The 8,754-nt window shown below is 65.1% G+C and carries 7 protein-coding genes; 3 read left to right on the top strand and 4 right to left on the bottom strand.

Features of this window, described 5'->3' with window-relative positions:
- Positions 1-44 precede the first annotated feature (44 nt).
- Positions 45-1,145, top strand: a complete 1,101-nt coding sequence (locus tag L979_RS01520) for a hypothetical protein (RefSeq protein WP_157980418.1) — start codon at positions 45-47, stop codon at positions 1,143-1,145.
- 164 nt (positions 1,146-1,309) lie between these two features.
- Positions 1,310-1,927 carry a DNA-3-methyladenine glycosylase I gene (locus L979_RS01525; RefSeq protein ID WP_156125288.1) on the top strand — a complete coding sequence of 206 codons (618 nt, stop codon included), beginning with the start codon at positions 1,310-1,312 and terminating at the stop codon, positions 1,925-1,927.
- 95 nt (positions 1,928-2,022) lie between these two features.
- On the opposite strand, the gene L979_RS01530 is transcribed toward L979_RS01525, so the two are convergent.
- The 4 genes from L979_RS01530 to hisC all read right to left on the bottom strand — a co-directional run bounded on the left by L979_RS01530 (position 2,023) and on the right by hisC (position 7,137).
- Entirely contained in the window at positions 2,023-3,588 is a 1,566-nt protein-coding gene (locus L979_RS01530; protein ID WP_047688383.1) for a dihydrolipoamide acetyltransferase family protein, read from the bottom strand.
- Between the two features lie 68 nt (positions 3,589-3,656).
- On the bottom strand, positions 3,657-4,661 hold the full coding sequence (locus L979_RS01535; protein ID WP_052209319.1) for an alpha-ketoacid dehydrogenase subunit beta: 1,005 nt from the start codon (positions 4,659-4,661) through the stop codon (positions 3,657-3,659).
- Entirely contained in the window at positions 4,658-5,917 is a 1,260-nt protein-coding gene (locus L979_RS01540) for a thiamine pyrophosphate-dependent enzyme (protein WP_081993550.1), read from the bottom strand. The genes L979_RS01535 and L979_RS01540 overlap by 4 nt, the downstream gene beginning before the upstream one ends.
- A gap of 104 nt (positions 5,918-6,021) precedes the next feature.
- Entirely contained in the window at positions 6,022-7,137 is a 1,116-nt protein-coding gene (gene hisC / locus L979_RS01545; protein ID WP_047688385.1) for a histidinol-phosphate transaminase, read from the bottom strand.
- Positions 7,138-7,211: 74 nt separating this feature from the next.
- On the opposite strand from hisC, the gene purB reads away from it, so the two are divergent.
- Positions 7,212-8,681, top strand: coding sequence for an adenylosuccinate lyase (gene purB / locus L979_RS01550; protein ID WP_081993552.1), 1,470 nt, complete (start codon positions 7,212-7,214; stop codon positions 8,679-8,681).
- Positions 8,682-8,754 lie beyond the last annotated feature (73 nt).

Raw genomic sequence — 8,754 nt, forward strand, 5'->3', positions numbered from 1 at the left:
CCCCCTGCACTGTGGAACGCACGTGATGATCACCTGGCCCCGTGATGCCAAACTCGCGCAGTAAGCACTCAGCAGGCTCCAAACTGCGGCGTCGGCTGCTGAGCGGTTGGAGGCGCCGCAGATCAGTCGGCGGATTCGACGCCGCCTTTGAACATCCGTGGATGTATGCCGCCGGGACCCTGTTGTTCTTTCCTCCGGTGGCCGTGGGGCTGGCGCTGGTGGGTCAGGCTCAGAACACCAGTGCTCAGCTGGCTGCTGTGGTCTTCTACTGCATCAGCGTGCTGTTGGCGATCGTCCCGTGGGGTTCGCGCCATTTGGGGGATCTGCAGACGGTCACCTCCTCCCTGCTGATGGTCCTGTGCGTGGCCGTGTCCTTTGAGGCACTGCAGTTGACGGCCGATGCCTGGAGCGCACCGTGGTACTCACTGGGCATCCACGCCTACCTGGCCTGCCTGGTGGTTCGACGACGCCCCGGATGGGCCTGGGCCACCCTGTGCATCTCCATCGCCCTGGCTGTGACCTACGGTGCGCGTTCAGAGGTGGGCCCGTTGTTCGGTGCCTTGATGTTGGCCTCCTTGGTGGGTCTGCTGGTGGCAGCACAGATTTTGGTGGCGGAGATGGAACGTCTGTTCACACGACGCCGTGAAGCATGGTCCCTGGGCGTGACCGCCCGCACAACGGATGAGGAGAACCAGGATGCCGTGAACGCCTCCATCCGCCGAGTTCAGGAGGTTCGCCGTATGACGGGTGGGTTGTTGGAGCGGATTGCGCACGACAGCTCCCCGGTGACCGATTACGACATCTCCCAGTTCCGCCTCACGGAGGCACAACTGCGGGATTCGATCCGTGGGCGCTCCATCGCCAATCCCCGTTTGCTGGAGGTCACCCGCAATGCCCGTGACCGCGGGGTCAAGGTGGACATTCTGGATGAACGTGGAGCCTTGCTGCCCCCGGCCATCATGGAGGTGGTCACCGATCAGGCGATTCTGGTGCTGGATGCCGCCACGGCCGGTGCCGTGACCATCCGCGCCTTCCCGCCGGATGACCCAACAGCCGTGTTCATCGTTCATGATCCAGGCGATGACGACTCCGATGCCGTGGCCATTGAGATCGCCCAGCACACCGGGGAGATCTCCGTCTTCTGACGGGTCCTCTGGAGCACTCCGGCTCATGTGACCACCCGGAGTCCAGCGCTTAAGTCCTCCACAACCGATGGGTGGCACGCGGGTTCAGTGAACCGTCCACGGATGATGGGGTTCACCGCGGCATCACCCGGCATGCAGCTCGCGATGATCCGTACCGTGCGGTCATGGACACCACACAATCGTTCACCAGCCACGCACCCGCCCGTCACACCCAAGCGCTGCTGGGCCCCGCAGCCGTGTTGGATCAACCAGCTCTGTGTGCGGACGGGCTGCCCCGTTGCCCGTGGGCACTGAGTTCCTCCGTGATCCTGGAGGACCACGACACCCGGTGGGGCCGCACACCCGTTAGATCATCCGGGTGGTTCGAGGCCCTGGCCCTGGAGGTTTTCCAGGCCGGGCTGGCCCCCGGTACAGCTCTGGGCAGACACGGCGCACTGCGGGAGGCCTTCCGCGAATTCTCCCCTCACGATGCCGCGCTGCTGGACGACGACGACGTCGACGAGCTCCTGCTGGACCCACGTATGATCCGTAATCGCGCCAAGCTGGTGGCTGTGATCGGGGTGGCACGCGTGACCCAGGCCTGGGACACGGAGGACTGGGAGGAACTGTGCACCCCCGGCGCCGGCGAGCACCTCACCCAGGACCGGGACGCAATGGCCCGATCGTTGGCCGTCCGTTTGCGGGGGCTGGGTGTGGCCCATGTGGGACCCGGAATTGGACAGCACTTCCTGGCACGCACCGGTGTTCTGCCCGCGCATGTTCCCGGGTGCCACCACGAGTGACCTCCGTGGCGGCCACCCGGACAGAAACCTGGTGGGGCGTAGGCAGCCCTCCCCGGAAACACCTCTGGCAGGGGCGATGAAGGAAACGCCGCTGTTCAGTCCAGCAGCAGCGCAGGTTCCTCCAAGATCTTGGCCACATCCGCCATGAACCGCGCGGAAAGGTCACCATCCACCACACGGTGGTCAAAGGAGCCTCCCAGGGTGGTGATCCACCGCGGGATGATTTCTCCGTCCACCACCCATGGCTTCTGCTTGATGGTGCCAAAGGCCACAATCGCAACTTCACCGGGGTTGATGATCGGCGTGCCGATGTCGATGCCCAGGGAACCGATGTTGGTGATGGAGATGGTGCCGTTCTGCATGTCCCCCGGCTGCGTTTTGCCGGCGCGTGCAGTTTTGGTCAGGTCATCCAGCGCCACCGCGAGTTCGCGCAGGGACATGTCCTGGGCGTCCTTGATGTTGGGGACCATCAGGCCACGCGGGGTGGCGGCTGCAATGCCCAAGTTCATGTAGCGCTTGATGATGATTTCCGAATCCGTCCAGGTGGCATTGACCTGGGGGTTACGGGCGGTGGCCCAAATGATGGCTTTGGCCAGGATCAGCAGCGGTGTGACCTTGACGCCGTCAAAGTAGTCAGCCTCCTTGAGCCGCTTGACGAACTCCATGGTCCGGGAGGCGTCCACGTCCACAAAAATCGAGACGTGCGGAGCGGAGAACGCACTCTTGACCATGTTCTGCGCGGTCAGCTTGCGTACACCCTTGACGGGGATCCGTTGTGTCCGATCCCCTGCACCGGGGGCGTTGCCGGAAACCCAGAAGGAGTCAGGTCCGTCCGGGATTTCCCGCAGGTGAGCTGCGTAGGCGAGCAGGTCACGCTTGGTGACCTGGCCGGAGTCACCGGTGCCTGCCACGTCAGCCAGATCGATACCCATTTCCTTGGCCACCTTGCGCACGGGAGGCTTGGCCAGGGCAGGGCGCCGCGGAACGTCTGCGGCATCCGCGGCTGGGGCCTCCGTCGTCGTCGCCTTGGCACCGGAGGCTGCGTCCTGACGCTTGGTGTTCCACCAGGGGCCGCGCTCGGAGCCGGACTGCCCCAGACGGGTGCGGGAGATCAGGTCAGCGATTCCTTCCCCTAAACTGGGCCGTCCCGCGGACGGGGCTGCCGGGGCAGCGGGCTCAGGGGCGGGCGTGGGTGGCTGCACCTCCGTGGCTTGCCTGGGCTTACGACGACGCCGCAGCACGGGATCCGCCTTGGGGCCGGAGCCGACCAGTGCCTGGGTTCCCGGGCTGTCCGCACCTTCTACGGCTTGTTGGTGGGAACCGGCCTTGCCGTCCTGGTTGTCCCCCGAGCGGGCTGAGGCCCGGGAGGCCTGATCAGCCCCGCCCGTGTACCCGGGATCAGGGACGTTGCCGGGGGCTTCCGAGCTGTCCCCGATCACGATCAACGGGGTGCCGACCTCCACCGTCCGGCCCTCGTCCACCAGGAGATCCAGCACGGTGCCTTCCCAGGGGGAGGGCAGTTCCACCAGGGATTTGGCGGTTTCAATCTCCACCAGCACCTGGTCCACGGCCACGTCTTGACCGGCCGTGACCTTCCAGCTGACGATTTCAGCCTCGGTCAGTCCCTCGCCGACGTCGGGGAGGGCGAAAACCTCAGACATTGCAGTCTCCCTTCGGTTCGTTCCGCGCACCGTCCCGGGGTGCACAGGTCCTTGAACCAGTCCTCAGATCAGTACGCAAATGCTCGTTCCACCGCATCCAGGATGCGGTCCAGATCGGGGACGTAATTCTCTTCCATGCCCGCCGGCGGGTACGGAAGGTGGTATCCACCAACCCGCTGTACGGGCGCTTCCAGGCTGTAGAAACAACGATCCGTGATGCGGGCCGCAATCTCTGCGCCCAGCCCACCGAACACGGGGGCCTCATGGGCAACCACCATGCGACCCGTGCGGTTCACGGAGGCCTCCAGGGTGTCAAAGTCGATCGGGGACAGCGAGCGCAGATCCACCACTTCCACGGATTTTCCGTCCTGTGCCGCAGCTTCTGCCACGGCCATGGCCACGGGCACCAAGGGACCCCAGGTCACCAGCGTGAGTTGGTCACCTTCGCGGACAACCTGGGCGGTGAAAGGATCCTCCGTGGTGGGACGCAGCAGGTCCACCTCACCCTTGAGCCAGTACCGCCGCTTGGGTTCCAGGAAGATCACCGGGTCCGGGCTGCTGATGCACTGCTGGATCATCCAGTAGGCGTCCTGCGGGGTGGAGGGCATCACGATCCGCAAACCGGCGGTGTGGGCAAAGAGGGCTTCCGGGGACTCCGAATGGTGTTCCACGGAGCCGATCACCCCGCCGCTGGGGATGCGGATGGTAACGGGAACGGGGACGTCGCCGTCGGAGCGGGCGTGCATCTTGGCCAGCTGGGTGGTGATCTGGTTGAAGGCAGGGAAGGTGAAACCGTCGAACTGGATTTCGCACACGGGCCGGTAGCCGCGCATGGCCATGCCCACCGCCGTGCCAACAATCCCGGCCTCACCCAGGGGTGTGTCCCGTACCCGGTGGGCCCCAAAATCTCCCTTGAGACCTTCCGTGATGCGGTACACCCCGCCCAGGGATCCGATGTCCTCACCCATCAGAAGCACCTTGGGGTCATCCGTCAGGGCTCGGCGCATGCCCAGGTTCAGGGCCTTGGCCATGGTGGTGCGCAACGTGGACTCCGAGTCGTCGAGCTGGTTCATGCCCGCCCTGCTTCCGTAACTGAGTGATCATCACTGCCCGCCAGGGACTGGTCGGCGCCATCTGTCAGGAAGGAGTCCTGGTAGTCGCGATACCACTGGCGCTCTTCCTCCACCAGGGGGTGCTGGGCTGCGTAGACCACGTCAAAGCGCTGCTCCAGGTCTTGTGGTCCACCGTCCAGGATCCCGGCACGGGTTTCCTTGATCCAGGCGTCGGTCTCGGCCTCCAGATCGGTGAAGTAGTCCTGATCCACCCCGTACTCGTGGTTCAACAGAGCTTTGGTGCGCAGCAGGGGGTCCCGTGTGGCCCACCGCTGTTCTTCATCCGTACGGCGGTACTTGGTGGGGTCATCGGCGGTGGTGTGTGCTCCGAGCCGGAAGGTTTCGGCCTCGATCATCACGGGGCCGCGTCCTTCGCGGGCTTCTGCCACGGCCCATCGGGTCACGGCCAGGACCGCCAGCGGATCGTTGCCGTCCACCCGGACACCTTCAAAACCGTAGCCCGCCGCACGTGTGGCCAGCGGTACGCGGGACTGGGTGGAGAAGGGCACGGAGATGGCCCACTGGTTGTTCTGCACAAAGAACACCACGGGGGCGTCATAGGAGGCTGCAAACACCATGGATTCGTGCACTTCACCTTCGGTGGATGCGCCGTCGCCGTAGTAGACCAGGACAGCAGCTTCCGGAGGCTGTGATTCACCGGCCAGTTGCGCCAACGTGGCGTCCTGGGTGATGCCCATGGCATACCCCACGGCGTGGGGCACTTGGGAGCCCAGCACCAGGGAGTAGATGTGTGTTTTGGTTTCTGACGGCTTCCAGCTGGAGGCTGCATGGCCACGGAACTGAGTCATCATCTGATCGGCCGGTACGCCGCGTTCCAGGATCACCGCGTGCTCACGGTAAGACGGGAACACGTAGTCGTGCTCTCCCACGGCACGTGCTGAGCCCACCTGTGCGGCTTCCTGGCCGCGCAGTGGGGGCCACAGCACTATCTGCCCCTGTCGTTGCAGTGCAGTGCACATCTCATCCAGCCGCCGGGCCCGGAACATGGAGCGGTACAGTCTCTGCACGGTCTGAACATCCACGTCCTCAACCCACGGTCCAAAGCGTGAGTTCTCACACCGCTGGCCGTTTTCATCCAGCAGACGGACCACGTCCAGTGCGGATTCCACCGTTGCCGGGTGCGCTCCCGTGCCGGCGGTGGCACGGGCGTCGTGCGGATCCAGCAGCTGCGGGGAGGTGTTCGGCGTTGGTGTCATGTGGACGCCCCCTGGTGTGACAGTGGTGTGAGGATCGGCTGCCGCACCACCCGGCCGGGTCTCGGAAGGACCCGCGACGTGGCACGTTGGTATGAGTCAGGAGCTTACGGGACGGGGTGCCCGGGTGCGGAAGGCAGGGGTGAGAAGTTCCGACACACTCGCAGGAAACGGTCGTTTGCCTCTGGCTCTCCGATGGTCCCGCGCACACCTTCTCCGGCGAATCCCCGCACCGCCAACGCCTGCTCCGTACAGGCGGCCACAAACCGCTCGGAATCCTCCCCCAGATCCAGCCAGACAAAGTTTGCCTGAGTGGCCGGGACCCAGCAGCCCATCTGTGCAAGCTCTGCTTGGACACGGTCCCGTTCGGCGGTGATCCGGTTGACCCGTTGTGCCACCTGATCCGGGTTGGCCAAGGTGGCCACCGCGGCCGCCTGGGCCAGTTCAGTCACGGCAAAGGGCACGGTGACCTTGCGCAGTTGTTGGGTGATGGGCTGTTGAGACAGGCTGAATCCCACCCGCAGTCCGGCCAGCCCGTGGGCCTTGGAGAACGTCCGCAGCGCCACCACATTGGGATGGGCCTGGTAGGTGCGCACTCCTTCCACCACATCGGGGTCGGACTGGAACTCCCGGTAGGCCTCGTCCACCACCACCACGACGTCGTCGGGCACCTTGGCCAGGAAATCATCCACTGCCGCCTGGCTCAGGGAGGGGCCGGTGGGGTTGTTGGGTGAACACAACAGGATCACCCGGGTGCGTTCGGTGACGGCGGCCAGCATGGCCTCCAGGTCATGGGAACCGTCCGGGCGGTTGGGCACCTGGACGTTGGCCGCACCCGCCGTGGTGACCAGGATCGGGTAGGCCTCAAAGGACCGCCAGGAGTAGAGGACCTCATCGGCCACCCCGTCGGCACCGGTCCCGGCAAAAGCAGCGATGATCTGGGACAGTGCCCCCAGGCTGCCGGCTGCCGTGACCACGTCCTCGGCAGGCACCCCCAGAGTTTGTGCGATCTGTTCCCGCAACCGGACCGTGGCCGGATCTGGATACCGGTGCACACCAGCTGCAGCGTGGGCAATGGCCTCCTGGGCAGCGGGCACTGGCCCCCACGGGTTCTCGTTGGAGGAGATCTTGTAAGCCACCAGGCCCTCAACGGGAACCGGGGGTTTGCCTGCGGCATAGGAGGGCAGCGCACTCAGTGCAGCGCGGGGTCGAATGGGGCTCATGGCCTCACTGTAACGCCCGCGCCATCGGGGTCACTTCAAAGAGCGGATCGGAAGATGGTGGAAGAATGTTCCGCATGGCTCAGACCCCTTCAGCACCTGCAGCATCCGACTCCCTCTACCTGGAACCCACCCTGTTGGACTCGGGACGGGTTTCCCTGGCCCAGGCTGAACCCGCCGTGGCCTTGGGCGCCCTGGACGGGCGTTACCGGCCCGCCGTGGCGGCTCTGGTGGATCATCTGTCCGAGGCTGCGTTGAATCGCAACCGGGTGCACGTGGAGGTCGAGTGGTTCATCCACCTCTGCGAAAACTCCGTACTGCCCGGGCTGCCCACCTTGAGCCCGGAGCAGGCCTCCGGTTTGCGCCAGATCGTCCTGGACTTCGACTCCGCAGCGATTGCCGAACTGGCACAGATCGAGGCCGTGACGGTCCACGACGTCAAGGCGGTGGAGTACTTCATCGGGCGTCGGCTGGCCGACCTGGGACTGGATGACCTCAAGCCCCTGGTTCACTTTGCGTGCACCTCAGAAGACATCAACAACCTGGCCTACGCAGTCGGCATCCGGGATGCCGTCCTGGATGTCTGGGTGCCGGCAGCCCGCGCCCTGGTGGAGCAGATCTCCGGTATGGCCCGGGAGTCCTCGGAGGTGCCCATGCTCTCCCGGACCCACGGCCAGCCGGCCACCCCCACCACGCTGGGCAAGGAACTGGCGGTGTTCGCCCACCGTCTGAACCGCCAGATCCAGCGCGTTCAGACCACACAGTTCCTGGGCAAGATCAATGGCGCCACCGGCACCTACGCAGCCCACAGCGTTGCTGCCCCGGATGCCGACTGGCAGCAGATTTCACGTCAGTTCGTGGAGTCGCTGGGGCTGACCTGGAACCCGCTGACCACGCAGATCGAGTCCCATGACTGGCAGGCAGAGCTCTACGCGGACGTGGCCCGGTTCAACCGGATCCTGCACAACTTGTGCACGGATGTCTGGTCATACATCTCCATCGGATTCTTCCGCCAGGTGCCCGTGGCCGGTGCCACCGGCTCCTCCACCATGCCGCACAAGGTCAACCCCATCCGGTTCGAGAACGCAGAGGCCAATCTGGAGATCTCGTGTTCGCTGCTGGACACCCTGGGTGCCACCCTGGTGACTTCCCGCTGGCAGCGTGACCTCACGGATTCCTCCTCCCAGCGCAACATCGGCACCGCTTTCGGCCACAGCCTGCTGGCCATCTCCAACGTGGCCAAGGGCCTGGAGCGCTTGGATGTTGCCGATGACGTCATGGCCGCCGACCTGGAAGCCAACTGGGAGGTCCTGGGCGAAGCCATCCAGACCGTGATGCGGGCCGAGGCCATTGCCGGCACCCCCGGCATGGATGACCCCTATGAGCGCCTCAAAGAACTCACGCGCGGTCACCGTGTGGACAGCACACGCATGCAGGAGTTCGTGGCGGATCTGGGCCTGAGCCCCGCAGCTCACCAGCGACTGAGTCAGCTGAGCCCGGCCACCTACACAGGTGTGGCTGCCTCCCTGGTCTCCCACCTGGACTGAGGCCCCACACCCTGCACGACGACGACGGGCCCACGATTCACATCCAGTGAAACGCGGGCCCGCCGTGACTCTT

The organism is Kocuria sp. ZOR0020 (genome assembly GCF_000800955.1).
GTDB classification, from domain to species: domain Bacteria; phylum Actinomycetota; class Actinomycetes; order Actinomycetales; family Micrococcaceae; genus Kocuria; species Kocuria subflava.